A 20,500-nucleotide genomic window follows, 5' to 3' on the forward strand; every position below is an offset into this window, starting at 1 on the left:
GATGATCAGATGAGTGCGGTCGGCACCGGATGAGCGCCAATGATCCATGCAGTGAAGCATCCGGGTCGCAGCCCCCACGGGGCAGACAACCCAAAACCCCTCAACAAGGAGCAATCGTGGCGCGCGGTAATGCGGCTCCCACCACCGTCCCCACCAATCACCAGGAGCTGGTCTCCTGGGTCGACGAGATCGCAGCAATCACGCAGCCGGACAACGTCGTCTGGTGTGACGGTTCAGAGGCGGAGTACGAGCGCCTGTGCGAGGAGCTCGTCGCCAAGGGCACGTTCCGCAAGCTCGACCCGATCAAGCGTCCGAACTCGTACTACGCCGCGTCCGACCCGACCGATGTGGCACGCGTGGAGGACCGCACCTTCATCTGCTCCGAGAAGGAGGAGGACGCGGGGCCGACCAACCACTGGAAGGCCCCGGCGGAGATGAAGGAGATCTTCGCCGGTGAGAAGGGGATCTTCCGCGGCTCCATGAAGGGCCGCACGATGTACGTCGTGCCCTTCTGCATGGGCCCGCTCGGCTCGCCGCTCTCCGCCATCGGCGTCGAGGTCACCGACTCCGCGTACGTCGCCGTCTCCATGCGCACCATGACCCGCATGGGCCAGGCCGTCCTGGACGAGCTCGGCGAGGACGGCTTCTTCGTCAAGGCCGTCCACACCCTCGGCGCCCCGCTGGAGGAGGGCCAGGAGGACGTGCCGTGGCCCTGCAACTCCACCAAGTACATCTCGCACTTCCCCGAGTCCCGTGAGATCTGGTCCTACGGCTCCGGCTACGGCGGCAACGCCCTCCTCGGCAAGAAGTGCTACGCCCTGCGCATCGCGTCCGTCATGGCGCGCGACGAGGGCTGGCTGGCCGAGCACATGCTGATCCTCAAGCTCACTCCGCCGCAGGGCGAGTCGAAGTACGTCGCCGCCGCCTTCCCCTCCGCCTGTGGGAAGACCAACCTCGCGATGCTGGAGCCCAGGATCTCCGGCTGGACCGTCGAGACGATCGGCGACGACATCGCGTGGATGCGGTTCGGCGAGGACGGCCGGCTGTACGCGATCAACCCCGAGGCCGGTTTCTTCGGCGTCGCGCCCGGCACCGGCGAGCACACCAACGCCAACGCCATGAAGACCCTGTGGGGCAACGCCGTCTTCACCAACGTCGCGCTCACCGACGACAACGACGTGTGGTGGGAGGGCATGACCGAGGAGGCGCCGAAGCACCTCACGGACTGGAAGGGCAACGACTGGACGCCGGACTCCGAGACCCCGGCCGCCCACCCCAACGCCCGCTTCACCGTGCCCGCCTCGCAGTGCCCGATCATCGCGCCCGAGTGGGAGGACCCCAAGGGCGTGCCGATCTCGGCGATCCTCTTCGGCGGCCGCCGCGCCACCGCCGTCCCGCTGGTCACCGAGTCCTTCGACTGGCAGCACGGCGTCTTCCTCGGCGCCAACGTCGCCAGCGAGAAGACCGCCGCCGCCGAGGGCAAGGTCGGCGAGCTGCGCCGCGACCCGTTCGCCATGCTGCCGTTCTGCGGCTACAACATGGGCGACTACATGGCGCACTGGATCAAGGTCGGCAAGAACGCGGACCAGGCCCGACTGCCGAAGATCTACTACGTCAACTGGTTCCGCAAGAACGACGCCGGCAAGTTCGTCTGGCCCGGCTTCGGCGAGAACAGCCGCGTCCTGAAGTGGATCGTCGAGCGCCTGGACGGCAAGGCCGAGGGCGTCGAGACCCCGATCGGCATCCTGCCGACGCGCGAGGCCCTGGACACCGAAGGGCTCGAACTGCCGGAGGAGGACCTCGACTTCCTGCTGAAGGTCGACACCGAGGTCTGGCGCGAGGAGGCCGCCCTGGTGCCCGAGCACCTCAACACCTTCGGCGACCACACGCCGAAGGAGCTGTGGGACGAGTACCACGCGCTGGTGGAGCGCCTGGGCTGAGCCCGGCCGAGCCCGGCCGAGCCGAGCCAGCGCCCCTCATGACTCGTGGCGGGCTGCCCCGACAACCGCCCTGACCAGTGGGGTCACGACGGTCCGCCACGATCACATCGGCCCCCGAAGCCCCCTCAGGCTTCGGGGGCCGAACGGCGTCCGAGGCCGGAGTCGTGAGGTCGTAAGGGGGTGGCAACCCGGTCCGCGCCCTCCCCGGGCGCGGACCGGGGCCGTTCAGAGGGCGCTGACCGGGCGGCGGTCGCCGCTGAGGTCGTTCAGCGCGGCGGTGTGCGCGTCCATGCGCTCGGCGGCGAGGATCGCGGCAGCCGTGTCGGCACGGGAGGCGGCGACGACCAGGGCGCGGCCGGCGAGGGCGTGGGCGCGGCCGTGCAGGGCCGCCGGGTCGGCGCCGGTGAGGCCCGCGTGGCGGGCGGGCGGGGCGCCGCGCAGCCGGGCGACCTGCTGGGCGATGCGCTCCGCCGCCGCGTCGTCGCCGAGCTCGTCGGTCACGGCGAGCAGGGCGGCGAGGTGCCCGGCGAGCTGGATGTCCAGCTCCTCCTCGCGGGAGCGGTGCGGAATGCGGTCCTGGGCGTCGTCGGCCATCCGGTGGACCGACTTGGTGCGGATCGGTTCGTACATGGTGGACGGCCTCCTGCTCTTCGACAGGAGACCATCCTACCTTGGATTCTGTCTAAAGTTGAGTTGACTCCATGTGTATCCGGGTGTGACCGTCAGTGCTGGCTGTACCCGTCCAGGAAGTTCCCGATCCGCGTCACCGCGTCCGCCAGGTCCGTGGCGTTCGGCAGGGTGACGATCCGGAAATGGTCCGGCTCGTGCCAGTTGAAGCCCGTCCCGTGCACCACCATGATCTTCTCGGCCCGCAGCAGGTCCAGGACCATCTGCCGGTCGTCCTTGATCTTGTAGACGTCCGGGTCGAGCCTCGGGAACAGGTACAGCGCGCCCTTCGGCTTCACGCACGTCACGCCCGGGATCTGCACCAGCAGCTCGTACGCCACGTCCCGCTGCTCCAGCAGCCGCCCACCCGGCCGCACCAGCGCCTCGATCGACTGCCGCCCCTGGAGCGCGGCGGCGATCGCGTGCTGCGCCGGCATGTTGGCGCACAGCCGCATGTTGGCGAGGATCGTCAGTCCCTCGATGTACGAGGAGGCGTGCGCCTTCGGCCCGCACACCGCCAGCCACCCGCTGCGGTAACCGGCCACCCGGTAGTTCTTCGACATGCCGTTGAAGGTCAGGACCAGCAGGTCGGGCGCGATCGCGGCGGTCGGGGTGTGCGTGACACCGTCGTAGAGGATCTTGTCGTAGATCTCGTCGGAGCAGACCACCAGGTTGTGGCGGCGGGCGATCTCGGTCAGCCCGCGCAGCATCTCGTCGTCGTACACCGCACCCGTCGGATTGTTCGGGTTGATGATGACGAGGGCCTTGGTCCGGTCGGTGATCTTGCGCTCGATGTCGGCGAGGTCCGGCATCCAGTCGGCCTGCTCGTCGCAGCGGTAGTGCACCGCCGTACCGCCCGCGAGTGACACGGACGCCGTCCACAGTGGATAGTCGGGCGCCGGTACGAGCACCTCGTCGCCGTCGTCGAGCAGCGCCTGCATCGACATCTGGATCAGCTCCGAGACGCCGTTGCCGAGGTAGATGTCCTCGACCGAGAGCGGGATGCCCTTGGTCTCGTAGTGGCTCATCACCGCGCGGCGGGCCGACAGCAGCCCCTTGGCGTCGCCGTAGCCGTGCGACTCGCCGAGGTTGCGGAGCATGTCCTCCAGGATCGCGGGCGGGCACTCGAAGCCGAAGGCGGCGGGGTTGCCGGTGTTGAGCTTGAGGATCCGGTGACCCGCAGCCTCCAGCCGCATCGCCTCCTCGAGCACCGGGCCCCGGATTTCGTAACAGACGTTGGCGAGCTTCGTGGACTGGATCACCTGCATGTCGCGAGCTTACGGCGGCGACGGATGGGGCGCCTCGTGTTTTGTGCCACTTCGCCCCGTGAGCGGCGGCGGCCGGGCGGTGCGGGGCGCCCTTGATCGCCCCGCACGCGCACGGGATCATCGCCGGATGGGCGCTCTGGGACGTTTCGACGGGTACGGCGTACTGATCACCGGCGCGGCACGCGGCATCGGGGAGGCCACCGCGCGGCGGCTCGCGGACGAGGGCGCCCGGGTGCTGGTCGCCGACATCGACGAGGACCTCGCGCGCGAGGTGGCCGGCACGATCCCGGAGGCGGCGGCGTACGGGTGCGACGTGAGCGACCCGGCGGCGGTCGGGGCGGCGGTGGCGTACGCCGTGGCGACCTTCGGCCGCCTGGACGTGCTCGTCAACAACGCCTTCGCGCGCACCCCGGACGCCCCGCGGTTCGAGGACGAGAGCGACGCGACCTGGCAGCGGTCCCTGGACGTCACGCTGGTCGGCGCGCTGCGCTGCTCCCGGGCCGCGCTGCCGCACCTGGCGGCGTCGGGGCGGGGCGCGATCGTGAACATCGGGTCGGTCAACGCCGAGCAGGCCTTCGGCGGCCACGCGTACAGCGCCGCCAAGGCCGGGCTCACCTCGCTCACCCGCACGCTGGCGGCCGACGCCGCCCGGCGCGGGGTCCGCGTCAACCAGGTCAACCCCGGCACGATCCGCACCCGTGGCTGGGAGGGCCGGGAGGGCGAGCTGGAGGCCCTGGCCGCCCGGGTCTACCCGCTGGGCCGAGTGGGTGAGCCGGCGGACATCGCGGCGGCGGTGGCCTTCCTGGCCTCCCCGGACGCCTCCTGGGTCACGGGCACGACCCTCCGCGTGGACGGCGGCCTCATGGCGGTGAACACGGGCTTCGCGCAGGTGCTGTCGGACGACTGACGACTGACGGCAGGCGCCCGGGCCCGCCGGGCGCGCGCGGCCGAAAACGCTCTCCTCCCGGCCGGGCAGGGCCCCTCACAATGCGCATGACAAAAGTCATCGCCCAGAGGGGACCCCCCACATGCGAAAGCCTCTCGCCGGCGCGCTGCTCGCGTTCACGCTCCTCGGAGCGGGCGCCACCACCGCCACGGCAGCCCCGGCACCCACTCCCGCCCCCCACAAGACCGCGCCCACCGCCAAGACCACCGCCCCCGCCGCCAGGGCCACCGCCGGGATCACCGCCAAGGCCGTCAACTTCGCCGGCACTGTCGCGCTCAGCAACTGCTCCGGTTCCGTCGTCCGCGTACCCGGCTCCCAGCCGACCGACCCCGCGCTCGTCCTGTCGAACGGCCACTGCCTGGAGAGTGGCATGCCCGGCCCCGGCACGGTCGTCGTCGACAAGCCGTCCACCCGCGGCTTCAGTCTGCTCAACTCCGCCGGCACCAAGGTCTCCACCCTCCGCGCCTCCAAGATCGCGTACGCGACCATGACCGACACCGACGTCTCCCTGTACGAGCTGACCAGCACGTATGCCCAGATAGAGAGCCGGTACGGCATCAAGGCCCTGGAGCTGAACGCCACCCGCCCCGCCCAGGGCACCGCCATCAAGGTGGTCTCCGGCTACTGGAAGCGGATCTATAGCTGCTCGATCGACGGCTTCGCGTACCGCCTGAAGGAAGCCGGCTGGACGATGAAGGACTCCATCCGCTACACCGCCGCCTGCGACACCATCGGCGGCACCTCCGGCTCGCCCGTCATCGACAACGCCACCGGCAAGGTCGTCGGCGTCAACAACACCGGCAACGAGGACGGCGGGCGCTGCACCATGAACAACCCTTGCGAGGTCGACGAGAACGGCACCGTGACCGTCCGCCACGGGATCAACTACGGCCAGCAGACGTACACCATCGTCGCCTGCGTCGGAACCGGCAACAAGATCGACCTCGGCCGCCCGGGCTGCGCCCTGCCCAAGCCGTAGCCGGCCGTAGCGCGACTCGCCCGGCCCGCCCGATAGGTTGGCTGGTCATGTGGGCAATGAGCGCTGCCGGGTACCGCCGGCTGGGTGCGGCCGGGTCGGCCGCGGTGGCCGCCGGCGGCTGGGCCGCCGGTGCGCTGCCGGCCCACGATCCGTGGGGGATCTGGGTCCCCCACGGGCCGGCGGCCACGGTGGCCGCCGCCGTCCTCGCGTACGCCGGGCTGACCGCCCTGGTCGTCGCCTGGTGGGGGTACGGACGGGCCGGGGCGTCCGTGCGCGAGACGCTGACCGCGCTCGGCTGGTGGACGGCCCCGCTGCTCCTCGCCCCGCCCCTGCACAGCGCCGACGTCTACAGCTACGTAGCCCAGGGCGCGATGGTCCTGGAGGGCCACGACGTCTACGGCGCCGGGCCCTCCGTACTCGACCCGGCGGGCCTCGGCGGGGACGCGGCCGCGAGCGTCGGCGGCAACTGGACGGACACGCCCGCCCCGTACGGGCCGGTCTTCCTGGTGCTGGCGCAGGCGGTGACCTGGGTGACGGGTGGGACGATCGTGCCCGCGGTACTCGGCATGCGGCTGATCGCGGTGGCGGCGCTGGTCCTGATCGTCTGGGCGCTGCGCCGGCTCGGGCGGTCCTTCGCCGGTGACGAGAGCGGTGCTCTGTGGCTCGGCGCGCTCAACCCGCTCCTCCTCGTGCACGTCGTGGGCGGCATGCACAACGACGGGCTGATGATCGCCCTCATGCTGACGGGCGTGGTCCTCGCCCGGGGCGGCCGGTGGATCGCGGGCAGCGCGGTCGTCGGGCTCGCGGTGATGGTCAAGTCCCCGGCGGCGGTGGCGCTGCTGTTCATCGGCGTGATCGTCGGCAGGGCGGCGACCGGCCCGCTCGTACGGCGCGTGGCGAAGGGGCTGCTCGCACCGGGGGCGGTCGCCGGGGCGGTGGCCGTGGCCACCACCCTGGCCGCCGGAACCGGCTTCGGCTGGCTGCGGACCCAGAGCGTCGCCGGGACGATCCACACCGCGCTGTCGGCCACCAGCGACCTGGGCCTCGCCCTGGGCGAGCTGCTGCGCCTGCTGCTCGGCACCGACCCGGACCCGGTCAAGGTCACCGTCCAGCGCCTGGGTCTCGCCGCGGCGCTCGTGCTCATCGCCCACCTGGCCCGGCGCTCCGCACGCGGCCGCCTCGACCCGGTCCACGCCCTCGGCCTGGCCCTCCTCGGCCTGGTCGCCCTCTCCCCGATGGTCCAGCCCTGGTACCTGCTGTGGGGCGCCACCGTGATCGCCGCCACCGCCCCGCACGGCCGCGCCGCCCGCGTCGTCCTGGTCCTGTCCACCGCCCTCGCCTACGAAACGGCCCCCTCGGGCAGTACCCCGGCGTACGGCTTCGCCCTCGCGGCCGCCGCGTGCGCCGCGGGCACGGTGCTGGTACGCCGGGAGGCGGCCACCGCCCCGGGACCCGACGGCCGGGTGCCCGGCTCGCGCGCGGCGGAGCCGGGCACGGCCCGTACCTAACAAGTGCGCCGGATCGCCCGGCCCGCCAGGACGTCCGTGCGCCGTCCGTCCTCGATGACGAAGCGGCCGTCGATCAGGACGTGCGGGATGCCGGCCGGGAGGGTGCGGGGGGCGTCGAAGGTGGAGCCGGCGGCGACCGTGGCCGGGTCGAAGAGGACCAGGTCGGCGCGGTAGCCCTCGCGGACCAGGCCCCGGTCGGCGAGGCGGAGGCGGGCGGCGGGGCGGGAGGTGAGGTGGGCGACGGTCTCCTCCAGGGACAGGACGCCCAGTTCACGCGCGTACCGCCCGAGGTAGTGCGGGAAGGTGCCGTAGGCGCGCGGGTGGGGCTTGGTGCCCTGGAGGATGCCGTCGGAGCCGCCGGTGTGGACGCGGTGGCGCATGATCGCGCGGACGTTCTCCTCGTGACCGACGTGCTGGATGATCGTCGTGCCGAGGCCGTCCTCGATCAGCAGCCGCCGGGCGGTGGTCCAGCCGTCCAGGCGGCGCCCGACGTGGTGCGCCAGTCCCGGCGCGGAAACGCCCGAGATCTCGATGGTGTCCCACTCGACGGGTACGCCGTGGCAGCCGTCCGAGCCGGTGACTTCGAGGTGGTGGCGGATCCGCTCGGCCGTGGCGCCGTCCCGCAGCCGGGCCAGGACCGCTTCCGGGCCGCCCTCGCTCGCCCAGCTCGGCAGCAGGGCGACGAGCGTCGTGCAGCCGGGCGTGTAGGGATAGGTGTCGAGCGAGATGTCGGCGCCGTCCGCCAGCGCCTCGTCGAGCAGCGCCAGCAGCTCGGGCGCCCTGCCCTTGTTGACGCCGAAGTTCATGGTGGCGTGGGCCAGGTGCAGCGCGCAGCCGGCCTCCCGGGTGAGGGTGACCATCTCCTCGTACGCCTGGAGGGCGCCCGCGCCGTAACTGCGGTGGTGCGGGCAGTAGTAGCCGTCGTACGCCGCCACGACCCGGCACAGCTCGGTCAGTTCGGCGACACGCGCGTACATGCCGGGCGTGTAGGTGAGGCCGGACGACATGCCGACCGCGCCCTGCTCCAGGCCCTCGGCGACGAGCCGTTTCATACGGGTGAGTTCGGCGTCGGTCGGCGGGCGGTCGTCCCAGCCCATGGCGTACGCCCGGACCGTCCCCTGGGGGACGAGGTAGGCCGCGTTGACGGCGATGCCCTGGCGGTCCAGCCGGTCCAGGTACTCGCCGACCGTCCGCCAGTCGAACTCGATGGTCGTGTCCCCGGGCGCACCTCCGTTCCAGCCGGTGATGGCCCGGCGGACCTCGTCGAGGGTGCGGTCGTCGACCGGCGCGTACGACAGGCCGTCCTGCCCCAGCACTTCGAGCGTGACGCCCTGCGCGGCCTTGGCGCTGTGGTCCGGGTCGCGGAGCAGCGCGAGGTCGCTGTGGGCGTGCATGTCGATGAACCCGGGGGACAGGGCCAGCCCGTGCGCGTCCAGGAGCCGCGCGCCGGTCAGCGGGCGCTCGCCCTCCCGGCGGATCGCGGCGACGCGGCCGCCGGTGACACCGACGTCGGCGCGGTACGAGGGGCCGCCGGTGCCGTCGACGACGCGTACGTCCCGTATGACGAGGTCCATGCCGGCCGCCCCTAGAAGAAGGTACGGATGAAGTCGACGACCGTGCCGTCCGCCTCGACCAGCGGAATGAGCTGCCACTTGTCGAACGAGGTGCACGGGTGCGACAGGCCCATGCCGACCCAGTCGCCCACCTCCAGCTCGGCCTCGGCGGTCGTCTCCAGCCAGGCGTGCTGGTCGGAGAGGCGGGTCACGGTGATCCCGTCCGCCGGGCGGACCGACCCGTCACGGGCGGAACGGACAACCTGCGCCTCGGGGAGGTGGAGGTCGTACGCGGCGTCCCGCTTGCCCGCGTTGACGAAGGCCTGTTCCGCCGTCGGGCGGGACACCACCTGGGCCCACAGCCGGAACGCGGGCTGGAGGGCACCCTCCTCCGGGACCCGGTTGAAGGGGGTGAGGTTGCGGTACTGGCCGTCGTCGTGGGACACGTACGCGCCGGAGCGCAGCAGCTTCAGCACCGGCCGGGACAGCGGCGGCAGTTCGGCGAACACCTCGGCGACCGTGTCGAACCAGGCGCTGCCGCCCGCGCTGACCACGATCTCGTCCAGGTCGTCCGCGAACCGGCCCGCCTTGTCGAACTCGACGGCGATGGCCGTGAGCCGGTGCAGCCAGGCCCGTACGTTGTCGGTGGTCGCCGCCGGCACCTCGCCCTCGTACCCGGCCACGCCCACCAGGCGCAGCGTGCTCGTCGCGGCGACGGCGTCCGCCACGGCGGCGCAGTCCGCCTCCGTACGCGCCCCGGTGCGCGCGCCGTCGCCCGCGCCCAGCTCGACGACGACGTCGACCGGGCGCGGCGCCCTGCCGGAAAGGGCCTGGTCCATCAGCTCCACGCCGCGTACGGAGTCGACGTAACAGATGAAGTGGAAGTCCGGGTCGGCGGCGAGCTCGTCGGCGAGCCAGCGCAGCGCGGCGGGGTCGACCAGCTCGTTGGCGAGGAAGATCCGCCGGATGCCGAAGGTCCGGTAGACGCGCGCCTGGTGCGGCACGGCCGCCGTGATGCCCCACGCGCCGTACTCGATCTGCCGGTCGAAGAGCTGCGGCGCCATGGAGGTCTTGCCGTGCGGGGCGAAGGCGAGGCCGTGCCGCTCGGCGTACGTCTCCAGCAGCGCGAGGTTGTGCTCCAGGGCCTCGGCGGAGAGGGCGAGGACCGGGGTGGTGAAGCCGCCGGTGAACAGGTCGCGGCGCTGGGCGGCCAGCTCGCCGACCGTCAGCCCTTCGGCGTCGATGGGGAGGCCCTTGAAACGGTGGTCGACGCGCTCCCGCGTGAGGTGCTCGGCCCTGAGGTGTGCGGCGGCCATGGCGCCCCCTCCCCATCTGTTGCATTCTCTGCAACGGTCATTGCGTATATCGCTCAGTGGTGTCTAACATCCGGCGCAACGCCGGGTCAATGGATCCGGCGGACCCCGTGAGGAGCCCCCAGCGTGACCGCACTCGACGTCGTCTGCCTCGGCGAGTCCATGGTCACATTCCTGCCCTCCCGCCCCGGCCGCCTCGCCGACGTGCCGTCCTTCACCCGCGCCATCGGGGGCGCCGAGTCCAACGTCGCCTGCGCGCTCGCGGCGGCGGGCCACCGGACGAGGTGGGTCAGCCGCGTCGGCGCCGACGGCTTCGGCGACCACCTGGTGGCGGCCGTCGCCGCGTACGGGGTCGACACCGCCGCCGTCCGCCGCGACCCCGACCGCCCGACGGGCGTCTACTTCCGCACGGCCACCGACCGGGGCACCGACGCCCACGAGGTCGTCTACTACCGCGCCGGGTCCGCCGCCTCCGCGATGTCCCCGGAGACGGTCCCCTACGAGGACGTCGCCACCGGCCGCGTCCTGCACCTGTCGGGCATCACCGCCGCGCTCTCGGACGGCTGCCTCGCCCTGACGCACGCGCTCACCGCCCGCCGCCCCGGCCGCCCCCTGGTCTCCTTCGACGTCAACCACCGGCCGAACCTGTGGCGCGACGCCGACCCCGCCGTCCTGCTCGGCCTCGCCCGGAACGCCGACCTCGTGTTCGTCGGCGAGGACGAGGCGGAGGCGGCGTGGGGACTGCGGGGCGCGGCTGCCATCCGGGAGGCGCTCCCGGAGCCGGCGGTGGTGGTCGTCAAGCACGGCGGGCGCGGCGCGACGGCGTACAGCCGCGAGGGGCCGGGGGCGCCGCCCCCCGAGGGCGACGCCGTCGTCTTCGTGCCCGCGCCCCGCGTGGACGTCGTCGCCCCCGTCGGCGCCGGGGACGCGTTCGCCGCCGGGTTCCTGTCCGGCACCCTCCGGGGGCTCACGCTCACGCGGCGCCTCCGGCACGGGCACCTCATGGCCGCCGCCGCGCTCACCGTCCCAGGTGACCTCGGCGCCCCGCCCGCCACCGCACACGCCGACCGCCTCGCCGACCTGGACGACACCGCCTGGGGGAGACTGCACCTCGGCCCCGGCTGGACGCGGACCGGGGAAGACCAGGAGGTACGTACGCCATGAGCCAGACCGTCGACCGCGCGCTCAGCATCCTGCCGCTGCTCGCGCGAGGCCCCGCCGACCTCGGACAGGTCGCCGACGCCCTCGGCGTACACAAATCCACCGCGCTGCGGCTGCTGCGCACCCTCCACGAACACGGCCTGGTCTACCGCCAGGAGGACCAGCGCTACCGCCTCGGCGCCCGTCTGTTCGCCCTCGCGCAGGAAGCCGTCGAGAACCTCGACATCCGCGAGATCGCCCACCCCCACCTCGTACGGCTGGGCGAGGAGACCGGGCACACCGTGCACCTCGCCGTGTACGAGGAGGGCGAGGTGCTCTACATCGACAAGGTCGACAGCCGCTACCCGGTCCGGATGTACTCGCGCATCGGCAAGCCCGTCGCGATCACCGTCGCCGCCGTGGCGAAGCTGCTCCTCGCCGACCTGCCCGAGCCCGAGCGGCGCGCGCTCGCCGCGAAGCTCGACTACCCCATGTACACGGCCCGTTCGATCCCGAACGCCGCCGCCTTCCTCCAGGAGCTGGCGGCCGTACGCGAACAGGGCTGGGCCACCGACCTCGGCGGCCACGAGGAGTCCATCAACTGCGTCGCGGCCCCCATCCGCGGCGCGGACGGCCGGGTCGTCGCCGCCATGTCGGTGTCCGCGCCCAACGTGGTCGTCACCGCCGACGAACTCCTCGCCCTGCTCCCGCTGGTACGCCGCACCGCCGACGCCATCAGCGGCGAGTACTCAGGAACCACCCCACCCAAGGAAGCGACCGCATGACCGAGAAGACCGCGATCACCCCCGCCACCCACACCGCCCCGCCCGCCACGTTCTCCCACGGCGTCCGCAAGGGCAACATCCTCCAGGTCGCCGGCCAGGTCGGCTTCCTCCCCGCCGTCGAGGGCCAGGCGCCGACCCCCGCCGGGCCGACCCTCCGCGAGCAGACCCTCCAGACGCTCGCCAACGTCGAGGCCGTCCTCAAGGAGGGCGGCGCGAGCTGGGACGACGTGATGATGATGCGCGTCTACCTCACGGACACGGCGCACTTCGCCGAGATGAACGAGATCTACAACGAGTACTTCGCCCACCTGACCGTGCCCCCCGCCGCCCGCACCACGGTCTACGTCGGCCTCCCCGCCGGCCTGCTCATCGAGATCGACGCCCTGGCGGTCCTGGACTGATCCCCCTTCACGAGCCGCACGACGGCACGGCGTTCACCCCCGGTGCGCCGTGCCGCGATCCGCCCTGCCCGAAATGAGATCCCATGCCCGTGCACAGCGGAGGACTGCTCCTCCTCATCGACGGCACCGCCGGTCTCCTCACCGTCGCCGCCCTCGGAATCGCCCTCCTGCTCCTCCTCATCATCAAGGTCCGGCTCCAGCCGTTCGTCGCGCTGCTCGCCGTCTCCATAGCCGTCGGCCTCGCCGCCGGGCTGTCCGTCACCGAACTCTTCGGCACCGTCCAGAAGTCGGCCGCCACCTCCGTCATCGAGACCGGCATGGGCGGCATCCTCGGCCACGTCGCCATCATCATCGGCCTCGGCACCATGCTCGGCGCGATCCTCGAGGTGTCCGGCGGCGCCGAGGTGCTGTCCTCCCGCCTCCTCGGGCTTTTCGGCGAGCGGCGCGCCCCGCTCGCCATGGGCCTGACCGGCCTGATCTTCGGCATCCCCGTCTTCTTCGACGTCGGCATCTTCGTCCTCGCGCCGATCGTCTACGCGGCCGCCAAGCGCTCCGGCCGCTCGATCCTCCTCTACGCGATGCCGCTGCTCGCCGGCCTGTCCATGACCCACGCCTTCCTGCCCCCGCACCCCGGCCCGGTGGCCGCCGCCGGACTGCTGCACGTCTCGCTCGGCTGGGTCATCCTCATGGGCGTCGTCGTCGGCGTCCCGGCGGTCCTCGCCGCCTGGGCCTACGCCGCGTGGATCGGCAAGCGCCTCTTCGTCCCCGTACCGGAGGACATGGTGGAGGCCGCCGAGGACGCGAAGGCGGCGGTCGCGGCGGACCGGAAGGGCGCCCCGGAGGCCCCGGTCGCCCTGTCCACCGTCCTCACCATCATCGGCACGCCCCTCGTCCTCATCCTCGCCGCGACGTTCTCCTCCGTCGCCCTGGAGCCCTCGACCCTCCGCTCGGTCGTGGAGTTCTTCGGCAACCCCTTCGTCGCGCTGACGATCGCCCTCGTCATGGCGTACTACCTGCTGGGCGTCCGGCGCGGCTGGTCCCGCGCGTCGCTGGAGTCGGTGTCCACCCAGTCCCTCAAGCCGGTCGGCAACATCCTCCTCGTCGTCGGCGCCGGCGGCGTCTTCGGAGCCGTACTCAAAGGCAGCGGCGTCGCCCAGGCGCTCTCCGACACCTTCAACGGCATCGGTCTGCCCGTCGTCGTCCTCGCCTACCTCATCTCCCTGGTCCTGCGCGTCGCCCAGGGCTCGGCGACGGTCGCCATCGTCACGACGGCCGGCATCGTGCTGCCCCTGGTGGACAACGGCGGCCACTCACAGGCGTTCCTGGCGCTGGTCATCATGGCGATCTCGGCCGGCTCCATCTTCGCCTCGCACGTCAACGACGGCGGCTTCTGGATCGTCGCCAAGTACTTCGGCATCTCCGAGCGCGACACCCTCAAGTCCTGGACGGTCCTGGAGTCGGTCCTGTCGGTCGCCGGTTTCGCGGTCGCGGCGGCGCTGAGCCTGGCGGTCTGAGGCCGGGCAGCGGGCCCCCGGGCGCGCGGGTCCCGGGGCGTGCGGGCATGGGCGTGCGGGGTCCCGGGCGTGCGGGGTCCCGGGGTGTCAGCTCGTCGACCGGTGGCCGGGCGGCGGCGGCCGGGGCGGGGGGCGCCCGGCCTTCCGCCGTCGGCCGGGCGCCCCTTCACGCGTGTTACGGCATCAGTTGGAGCAGTACTGCTGCTCCTTGCCGATCGAGCGGTACATGCAGTCGGCGTTCTCGATGAGTTGCAGCACCGCGTCGCGGTTGCGGCTGGTCTCACGCTCGATGACCTCGTCGGGCGGGTAGAAGCCGCCGCCGGAGGCGGAACGCGGGTACATCTCGAAGGTGTAGCCGAAGATCTTGTGCGCGCCCCACAGGTAGTCGTCGATGGACCCGTCCGTGATGTACAGGTCGCTGGACTGCTCGGGGGTGTAGCCGTTGCTCGCGGCCATCTTGCGGCCGACGGTCGCGAAGGCGTCGCGGTCGTCCTGGGTCAGGCCGGGGGCCGTGTCGTTGTAGGTGTAGCCGTAGGGCCACAGCACCAGTTCGCTGTACGTGTGGAAGTCGATGCCCGCCTTGATCTGCTGCTTGCCGCCCACGACGCGGGAGCGGACGAAGTCGGCGACGACCTTGACCTCGGGGGCGGACTCGGCGGCGGTGCCGCGGTAGGTGTCGGAGCCGGGGGAGCCGGAGGAGCCGCCGCAGCAGCCCCACTTGTAGTTCCAGTTGCGGTTCATGTCCGTGCCGATGTACGAGGAGCCGGAGTTGGGCTGCCGGTTCTTGCGCCAGCTCCGGTAGGAGCCGGAGGCGATGTCGTACTCGCCGCCGTCGGGGTTGAGGTCCGGCACGATCCAGATCTCGCGGTTGTTGACGGCGCTGGTGATCCGGGAGTCGGAGCCGTAGCCCGCGCCGAACTCGCGCATGAGGTACAGCGCCATCTCGACGGTGAGGTGCTCGCGGGCGTGCTGGTGGTGGGTGAAGAGGATCTCCGGCTCGTTCTCGTCCGTGGCCACGTTGTCGCTGATCTTGATGGCGACGATGTCGCGGCCCTGGTACGACTTGCCGATGACGCGGCGGCTCATGATGTTCGGGTACTGCTGGAGCCGCTGGCCGATCTCCGCGTTCATCTCCGCGTAGTTGTGGTAGCGCGCGTCGGCGGAGGGGAAGTCCATGGCGCCGACGGCCTTGCCGCCGGTCCGGTCGGGCGGGGCGGGCAGGGCCTCCAGCTTGTGGCCGAGGGCGCGCAGCTTGCGGGCCTGCTCGGCGTTGGCGCTGACGACGACCGCGTGGTCGTCGGCCTCGTCGATCGCGACGCCGGTGGCGGCGATGGCGGTGCGTTCGGCGGGGGTGGAGGGCCCGTGGATCTCGTACTGGCGGATGACCTCCTCCGTGGTGGCGGCGGAGGCGGCCGGGATGTCGGTGGGCGGCGCGGTCGCGGTGGCGGCGAGCGGGGCCGCGACGGCGAGCGCCAGGAGGGCCGTGAGGGTGGCGGACCTTCTGCCGCGTATGTTTCGTATGCCGCGTATGCGCAAGCGCATGTCGTCTCCTGCGGTGGGGGGTACGGGGTGGGTCTCCCCGTGCGAGGCATCGTCCGGCGGTGGCATGACCGCGTCAAGTACGCCTTCGGTCGTGGTCCCGGCGCGGAACCCCTTGCGCGATCAGCTCGCCCCGCGCTTTGGTGACGTGACGTCGCGTGACCAGGGGACGAGTGAAAGGCGGCCAACGCATGGCAGACACCGCGCAACAGGGCGAGATCGAGGGCGCCGGCCCCCGGCTCCGCAAGGCGAGCTGGCGCTACATCGGGCCGGGCATCGTCGTCGCCGCGACCGGCGTCGGCGCCGGCGATCTCGTCGCCACGCTCATCGCGGGCAGCAAGTTCGGCTACACCCTCCTGTGGGCCGCCGTCGTCGGCTGCCTCATCAAGATCTCGCTGGCCGAGGCCGCCGGGCGCTGGCACCTGGCCACCGGCCGCACCCTCTTCGACGGCTGGCGCAGCCTCGGCCCGTGGACCACCGGCTACTTCGCGGTGTACGTCGCCGTCTGGGGCTTCGTGTACGGCGCCGCCGCCATGTCGTCCAGCGCGCTGCCCCTCCAGGCGCTCTTCCCGGGAGTCATGGACCTGAAGTGGTGGGCCGTCCTGTGCGGCGTGGGCGGACTGGCGTTCGTCTGGTTCAACCGGTACGCCGTGTTCGAGAAGGTCATGACCCTCCTCGTCGGCGTCATGTTCGTCGTCACCGTCTACCTCGCCATCCGCGTCACCCCGCACCTCGGGGACGCCCTCGCCGGCCTCGCGCCCGTGCTGCCGGACGGCTCCCTGGTCTACACCCTGGGCCTGATCGGCGGCGTCGGCGGCACCATCACGCTGGCCGCGTACGGCTACTGGGTCAACGCCAAGGGGTGGACCGACACGTCATGGATGAAGGTGATGCGCCTCGACAACCGCGTCGCCTACATCACCACCGGCGTCTTCGTCGTCGCCATGCTCTTCGTCGGCGCCGAACTGCTGCACTCCTCCGGCGTCGCGCTCGCCAAGGGCGACAAGGGACTCCTCGACCTCGGCGGCGTGCTGGCCGACCAGTACGGCACCGTCACTTCCAAGCTGTTCCTCATCGGCTTCTTCGCCACCTCCATCACGTCCCTCATCGGTGTGTGGCACGGCGTGAGCCTGATGTTCGCCGACTTCGTGACCCACTTCCGCAAGCGGGGCGCGACCACCGGCGAAGAGGTCGCGGCCGGCGTGCGCGAGAAGTCGCTGCCCTTCCGCGCGTACCTGCTGTGGCTGACGTTCCCGCCGATGGCCCTGCTCTTCCTGGACCAGCCGTTCGGCCTGGTCATCGTCTACGGCGTGATCGGCGCCTTCTTCATGCCGTTCCTGGCGCTCACCCTGGTGTGGCTCCTCAACTCCGACCGCACGCCCCGCGAATGGCGCAACGGCTGGCTGAGCAACGGGGTGCTGGGCGCGGCGGGGCTGCTGTTCGTGGTGCTGTGCGTCCAGCAGGTGCGCGAGCTGCCCTGGTAAGGGGCGGCTCCCGACCGGCGGCCATACTGGAGGACATGACGACGCCACCCGGGTTCGGCCCGCCGACACCGATACAGCCGCCGTACGGCGCGCCGCCGGCGCCGTACGGCGGTCCCGCCCCCTACGGTGCCCCGCCCCAGGCGCCGTACGGCGCTCCCGCCCCGTACCAGGCTCCCTACGGGCCGCCGCCGCCCGCCGACGGGCCCGAGTTCGTGGCCCACGACCGGCGCAACTCCGTGATCGTGGACGCCTCCGGGGTGTCCCTGGAGATCAACGGCCACACCATGGACTTCCCGTGGCCGGCCGTCGCCACCGTGCACCACGCGCATTCCCCGCACGGCGGCGCCGTCCTCATGGTGGCCGTCGCCCACCCCAGCGGCATGCTGTACGAGTGCCGGGTCGACGCCAAGCGCAAGGCCCAGCTCCACCAGTGGCTGGCGGAACTGGGCCCCGTACTGCACTACTACCTGGCGAACCGGCCGCCGCACGCGTAAGCCGCTACGGCAGGTTGTGCACGTGCGGCCCCACCGCGTTGGACCAGGCGTTGCCGGCCGTGGCGTCCCAGTTCGTGGACCAGGTCATCGCCCCGCGCAGCGCCGGGTACGTCTTCGACGGCTTGAACGAGCCGCAGCCGGTGCCGCGCGTCAGGCAGTCCAGCGCGTTCTTCACGATCGACGGGTCGACGTAGCCGCTGCCCGCGCCGCGCGGTGAGGCGGGCACGCCGAGCCCGACCTGCGAGGGGTCGAGGCCGCCCTCCAACTGGATGCAGGCCAGGGCGGTCAGGAAGTCCACCGACCCCTGGGAGTACACCTTGCCGTCGCAGCCCAGCATGGAGCCGCTGTTGTAGTACTGCATGTTGACGACGGTCAGGATGTCCTTCACGGCCAGCGCCGTCTTGAAGTACTCCGTCCCGGTGTTCTGCATGTCGATGGTCTGCGGCGCCATCGTCAGCACCATGCCGGGCCCGGCCTTGGCCGACAACTGTCGGAGCGCTTTTGTCAGATACGTGGAGCTGATGCCGTGCTCGAGGTCGATGTCGACCCCGCTGAAGCCGTACTCCTGCATCAGGGCGTACGCGCTGTTCGCGAACGCCGTCGCCGACGCGTCGCTGTTGATGGTGACGTTGCCCTTCTCGCCGCCCACCGAAATGATCACCGACTTCCCGGCGGCCTTCTTCGCGGCGATGTCGGCCTTGAAGTCGGCGACCGAGGCGTAGCCGACGGCCGGGTCGAGGTTGAAGACGATCTGGCCGGGCGTGGCGGTGGAGTCGGCGAAGGAGACCGCGATGATGTCGTACTGCGCCTGCACGTCCCGCAGCTTCTGCACGGTCGCGCCGTTGTTGAAGTTCTGCCAGTAGCCGGTCACCGCGTGCCGGGGCACGGCGGGGTTCGGGTTCGTCCCGCCGGTGGACGTCTTCCCGGTCACCGTCGCCGACCTCGCCGATTCCCCGGCCGCGTTCGTGGCGGTGACCTGGAAGCCGTACGAGGTGTCCGCCGCCAGCCCGGTCACGGTCGCCGACGTCCCGGTCACCGACTGGACCTTGGCGCCGTCCCGGTAGACGTTGTAGCCGGTCGCGCCCGTGACGGGGTTCCAGCTCAGGGCGACGGACGACGGGGTCACCGCACCGGTCGTGAGCCCGGCGGGCGTGGCGGGCACCACCGGGTCGGGGTCGCCGCCCCCGCCGCCGTCGGGCCCGAAGACGGAGACGTCGTCCGCGTGGTAGGCGGCCTGCCCGTACCAGCCGTGCGTGTAGACGGTCACGGAGGTGGTGCTCGCGCCCGTGGTGAACCGGGTGGTGAGCTGCTTCCAGCCGGACGAGTCCGGCGTCCACGTCGACACGTCGGTGGTCCCGGTGCCGCTCGCGCCGAGGTACGCGTACCCACCCTGCACCCAGGCGCTCAGCGTGTACGTGGAGTTGGGCCTGACCGCCACGGTCTGCGCGCACCGGGCGTTGTCCTGTCCGCTCGGCGTGGCCCTGAGCGCGGCGGCTCCGCCGTGCACGGGTGAGGGGACGGTGGCGCCGCTGCCCGCCGAGCAGGTCCAGTTGGCGAGCCCGGCTTCGAAGCCGGCGTTCTTGGCGACGTTGACGTCGGCGGCGTAGGCGGTGCCGGCCGTGCCGCCGGCCAGGGCGAGCCCGGCGCCCACGGCCAGCGCCAGGCCCCCTCCGAGCCATCGCCTTGGCCGTCTTGGTGCGCGTGTGCGGTGTGAGGGGTCCACGTGCTGCCTCCGGTGGGGGAGTGGGGGAGGTGCTTGGGGAACGGTGGCCACCGCCGTTCCCGTAAAGCTGGTCCAGACCAATCGAGTTGTCAAGACCTGTGGAAAGAAACAGGAGTTAACTGCTGACGCCTTCGTCCTGATTGGTCACCCACAGGCTCTCCACGCAGAGCGATCGAGCGATCTGAAAGCTGTTCTCTGGCCCCTGAGACGTGGCTAAAGTGCGGGTGGGCAGGGATGAGCGTGGAGGAGCAGGCAGAGCAGTGTCTGCGGTTCGCCGGAATGCCGGCGGCCGGAGCTGAACGGGGAACAGCGTGCCGACCGCAATTGCCGTCACCAGTGCCGATCTGGTGCTACCACCGACCGATCACCAGACCCCTCCGGCGGCCCTTCTGCCGTCCCCCGACACGCAGCCGCTGGACGCCGCCGTCGCGGACATGCAGGTCATGGTCGAGCAGCACGGCTACGTCGTCGCCCTCTACCCCGCCTCCCTCCCCGCCCGTCACGAACGCCGCCTGCACACCGTCCGCTCCGTCCTGGAGAGCGACCGCATCGCCCTGCTGAAACTGGACCTCCCGCCGCTCGGCGTCGCCGTACTCGTACGCCAGCTCCGCCAGTTGTCCATCTGCGACTTCAGCGCCGGCGTCGTCGCCTCGGCCGCCCGGCTGCTGTCCCACTACATCTACGCGGGCGCCCTGCTCAACACCGTCACCCGGCTGGACCGCGTACCGGTGAGCCTGAAGTCCCACGCCAAGTCATGGGTGCCCGGCTCCCAGTTCGGCGTCCTCGCCAACCCGGCACCGCAGCTCATCAGGATCGGCACCGGGGAGCAGCTCGCCGGACCCGAGTTCGGTACGCAGATGATGCTGGCCCGTGGGCAGTCGGCGTCCGACTGGGTCACCGAAACGCTGGCGCCCGCCTGGCGGGTGCGGGGAGTGGTGGAAAGCGCGCTCCCGGCTGAATCCCCGAAATGGTGGGGAACGGCGAAGCTGGTCGAATTCGCGGCCTTCCTGCCCGACATCTCCGTCCTCTACCAGCTCGTCGCGTCCGTGCGGCGGGAGGTCTGTTCCTGGTGCGGGATCGACCTCATAGGAGACCGCTGCGGATTCTGCTCGGCCCCGCTCGTGCCGCCCGAGCCGGTGCAGGGCGTGTCGTGACGCCCGGCCGCCGGCACGACGCCGACCCCGACGAACGCCCACGTCCACGCCCGTGCGCACGTCCGTGCCTGTGTCCGCCGCAGGCGCGCCCGG

The 20,500-nt window shown here is 71.8% G+C and carries 17 protein-coding genes; 11 read left to right on the top strand and 6 right to left on the bottom strand.

What is annotated here, in order from left to right; translation table 11 throughout:
- The first annotated feature begins 116 nt into the window (after positions 1-116).
- On the top strand, positions 117-1,940 hold the full coding sequence (locus ACZ46W_RS07150) for a phosphoenolpyruvate carboxykinase (GTP) (RefSeq protein ID WP_468332714.1): 1,824 nt from the start codon (positions 117-119) through the stop codon (positions 1,938-1,940).
- Positions 1,941-2,165: 225 nt separating this feature from the next.
- On the opposite strand, the gene ACZ46W_RS07155 is transcribed toward ACZ46W_RS07150, so the two are convergent.
- Positions 2,166-2,570 carry an SCO4983 family protein gene (locus ACZ46W_RS07155; RefSeq protein ID WP_468332717.1) on the bottom strand — a complete coding sequence of 135 codons (405 nt, stop codon included), beginning with the start codon at positions 2,568-2,570 and terminating at the stop codon, positions 2,166-2,168.
- A 92-nt stretch (positions 2,571-2,662) separates the two neighbouring features.
- The gene (locus ACZ46W_RS07160; RefSeq protein WP_468332720.1) at positions 2,663-3,874 is read right to left on the bottom strand and encodes a pyridoxal phosphate-dependent aminotransferase; all 1,212 of its coding nucleotides are present in this window, start codon (positions 3,872-3,874) and stop codon (positions 2,663-2,665) included.
- Positions 3,875-4,001: 127 nt separating this feature from the next.
- On the opposite strand from ACZ46W_RS07160, the gene ACZ46W_RS07165 reads away from it, so the two are divergent.
- From ACZ46W_RS07165 to mptB, 3 genes are all read left to right on the top strand, one after another.
- Positions 4,002-4,781, top strand: coding sequence for an SDR family NAD(P)-dependent oxidoreductase (locus ACZ46W_RS07165; protein ID WP_468332722.1), 780 nt, complete (start codon positions 4,002-4,004; stop codon positions 4,779-4,781).
- Between the two features lie 121 nt (positions 4,782-4,902).
- A complete protein-coding gene (locus ACZ46W_RS07170) occupies positions 4,903-5,799 on the top strand; it encodes a S1 family peptidase (protein ID WP_468332725.1) in 897 nt (298 codons plus the stop codon).
- A 47-nt stretch (positions 5,800-5,846) separates the two neighbouring features.
- Positions 5,847-7,307, top strand: a complete 1,461-nt coding sequence (mptB, locus tag ACZ46W_RS07175) for a polyprenol phosphomannose-dependent alpha 1,6 mannosyltransferase MptB (protein WP_468332728.1) — start codon at positions 5,847-5,849, stop codon at positions 7,305-7,307.
- Here mptB and ACZ46W_RS07180 read toward each other — a convergent pair.
- The gene (locus tag ACZ46W_RS07180; protein ID WP_468332731.1) at positions 7,304-8,881 is read right to left on the bottom strand and encodes an N-acyl-D-amino-acid deacylase family protein; all 1,578 of its coding nucleotides are present in this window, start codon (positions 8,879-8,881) and stop codon (positions 7,304-7,306) included. The two genes, mptB and ACZ46W_RS07180, sit on opposite strands and share 4 nt — an antisense overlap.
- Before the next feature lie 11 nt (positions 8,882-8,892).
- Positions 8,893-10,176 (bottom strand): amino acid deaminase, encoded by a 1,284-nt coding sequence (locus ACZ46W_RS07185; protein WP_468332734.1) that lies wholly within the window; start codon positions 10,174-10,176, stop codon positions 8,893-8,895.
- Between the two features lie 123 nt (positions 10,177-10,299).
- On the opposite strand from ACZ46W_RS07185, the gene ACZ46W_RS07190 reads away from it, so the two are divergent.
- The 4 genes from ACZ46W_RS07190 to ACZ46W_RS07205 all read left to right on the top strand — a co-directional run bounded on the left by ACZ46W_RS07190 (position 10,300) and on the right by ACZ46W_RS07205 (position 14,013).
- Entirely contained in the window at positions 10,300-11,337 is a 1,038-nt protein-coding gene (locus ACZ46W_RS07190; protein WP_468332737.1) for a sugar kinase, read from the top strand.
- Positions 11,334-12,098, top strand: coding sequence for an IclR family transcriptional regulator (locus ACZ46W_RS07195; RefSeq protein WP_468332740.1), 765 nt, complete (start codon positions 11,334-11,336; stop codon positions 12,096-12,098). Before ACZ46W_RS07190 ends, ACZ46W_RS07195 begins: the two co-directional genes overlap by 4 nt.
- Positions 12,095-12,499 (top strand): RidA family protein, encoded by a 405-nt coding sequence (locus tag ACZ46W_RS07200; protein ID WP_468332743.1) that lies wholly within the window; start codon positions 12,095-12,097, stop codon positions 12,497-12,499. The genes ACZ46W_RS07195 and ACZ46W_RS07200 overlap by 4 nt, the downstream gene beginning before the upstream one ends.
- Positions 12,500-12,582: 83 nt before the next feature.
- Positions 12,583-14,013 (top strand): GntP family permease, encoded by a 1,431-nt coding sequence (locus tag ACZ46W_RS07205; RefSeq protein WP_468332746.1) that lies wholly within the window; start codon positions 12,583-12,585, stop codon positions 14,011-14,013.
- A 183-nt stretch (positions 14,014-14,196) separates the two neighbouring features.
- Here the strand turns inward: ACZ46W_RS07205 and ACZ46W_RS07210 are convergent, their stop codons facing one another.
- Positions 14,197-15,555, bottom strand: coding sequence for a M14 family metallopeptidase (locus tag ACZ46W_RS07210; protein ID WP_468332749.1), 1,359 nt, complete (start codon positions 15,553-15,555; stop codon positions 14,197-14,199).
- A gap of 188 nt (positions 15,556-15,743) precedes the next feature.
- Here ACZ46W_RS07210 and ACZ46W_RS07215 point away from each other — a divergent pair, with 188 nt between their 5' ends.
- The gene (locus ACZ46W_RS07215) at positions 15,744-17,036 is read left to right on the top strand and encodes an Nramp family divalent metal transporter (RefSeq protein WP_468332752.1); all 1,293 of its coding nucleotides are present in this window, start codon (positions 15,744-15,746) and stop codon (positions 17,034-17,036) included.
- A 35-nt stretch (positions 17,037-17,071) separates the two neighbouring features.
- Positions 17,072-17,530, top strand: coding sequence for a hypothetical protein (locus ACZ46W_RS07220; RefSeq protein WP_468332755.1), 459 nt, complete (start codon positions 17,072-17,074; stop codon positions 17,528-17,530).
- Positions 17,531-17,534: 4 nt separating this feature from the next.
- Here the strand turns inward: ACZ46W_RS07220 and ACZ46W_RS07225 are convergent, their stop codons facing one another.
- The gene (locus ACZ46W_RS07225) at positions 17,535-19,253 is read right to left on the bottom strand and encodes a chitinase (protein ID WP_468332758.1); all 1,719 of its coding nucleotides are present in this window, start codon (positions 19,251-19,253) and stop codon (positions 17,535-17,537) included.
- 311 nt (positions 19,254-19,564) lie between these two features.
- Between ACZ46W_RS07225 and ACZ46W_RS07230 the strand changes: the two genes are divergently transcribed.
- Positions 19,565-20,407, top strand: coding sequence for a hypothetical protein (locus ACZ46W_RS07230; RefSeq protein WP_468332761.1), 843 nt, complete (start codon positions 19,565-19,567; stop codon positions 20,405-20,407).
- Positions 20,408-20,500: the final 93 nt, after the last annotated feature.

This window comes from Streptomyces sp. NPDC031064 (assembly GCF_055570965.1).

Coding starts and splice junctions, on each gene's coding strand:
- ACZ46W_RS07155 (WP_468332717.1), bottom strand. CDS start 2,570: ATGTACGAACCGATCCGCACCAAGTCGGTCCACCGGATGGCCGACGAC.
- ACZ46W_RS07160 (WP_468332720.1), bottom strand. CDS start 3,874: ATGCAGGTGATCCAGTCCACGAAGCTCGCCAACGTCTGTTACGAAATC.
- ACZ46W_RS07165 (WP_468332722.1), top strand. CDS start 4,002: ATGGGCGCTCTGGGACGTTTCGACGGGTACGGCGTACTGATCACCGGC.
- ACZ46W_RS07170 (WP_468332725.1), top strand. CDS start 4,903: ATGCGAAAGCCTCTCGCCGGCGCGCTGCTCGCGTTCACGCTCCTCGGA.
- mptB (WP_468332728.1), top strand. CDS start 5,847: ATGTGGGCAATGAGCGCTGCCGGGTACCGCCGGCTGGGTGCGGCCGGG.
- ACZ46W_RS07180 (WP_468332731.1), bottom strand. CDS start 8,881: ATGGACCTCGTCATACGGGACGTACGCGTCGTCGACGGCACCGGCGGC.
- ACZ46W_RS07185 (WP_468332734.1), bottom strand. CDS start 10,176: ATGGCCGCCGCACACCTCAGGGCCGAGCACCTCACGCGGGAGCGCGTC.
- ACZ46W_RS07195 (WP_468332740.1), top strand. CDS start 11,334: ATGAGCCAGACCGTCGACCGCGCGCTCAGCATCCTGCCGCTGCTCGCG.
- ACZ46W_RS07200 (WP_468332743.1), top strand. CDS start 12,095: ATGACCGAGAAGACCGCGATCACCCCCGCCACCCACACCGCCCCGCCC.
- ACZ46W_RS07205 (WP_468332746.1), top strand. CDS start 12,583: ATGCCCGTGCACAGCGGAGGACTGCTCCTCCTCATCGACGGCACCGCC.
- ACZ46W_RS07210 (WP_468332749.1), bottom strand. CDS start 15,555: ATGCGCTTGCGCATACGCGGCATACGAAACATACGCGGCAGAAGGTCC.
- ACZ46W_RS07215 (WP_468332752.1), top strand. CDS start 15,744: ATGGCAGACACCGCGCAACAGGGCGAGATCGAGGGCGCCGGCCCCCGG.
- ACZ46W_RS07220 (WP_468332755.1), top strand. CDS start 17,072: ATGACGACGCCACCCGGGTTCGGCCCGCCGACACCGATACAGCCGCCG.